1 protein-coding gene is annotated in these 238 nt (G+C 45.0%); it reads right to left on the bottom strand.

The window, feature by feature from the left end:
• Positions 1 to 57: 57 nt before the first annotated feature.
• Positions 58 to 183, bottom strand: a complete 126-nt coding sequence (locus tag GD597_RS22130) for a hypothetical protein (protein WP_262888877.1) — start codon at positions 181 to 183, stop codon at positions 58 to 60.
• Between the last annotated feature and the right edge of the window lie 55 nt (positions 184 to 238).

Here is a 238-nt window from a genome sequence, read left to right as displayed (position 1 = left end):
GTTGGCGGTGACGCCAACAGCAGCAGAATTGCCCGTCCACATGGCAATAGTGTCCATTCACATGGCAATAGTGTCCATCCAGATGGCATTTGTGTCTGTCCATAGGGCAATAGTGTTCATCCACATGGAAATAGTGTCTGTCCATATGGCAATAGTGTTCGTCCAGATGGCAATAGTTCCCATCCAAATGGTAAATGTGTTTGTTCAAATGTTTTTTTGCCACCACAACAACAACCTT

Source organism: Limnovirga soli (assembly GCF_013106755.1).
GTDB classification, from domain to species: Bacteria; Bacteroidota; Bacteroidia; order Chitinophagales; family Chitinophagaceae; genus Limnovirga; species Limnovirga soli.
This window is presented reverse-complemented; position numbering and strand designations above follow the sequence as displayed.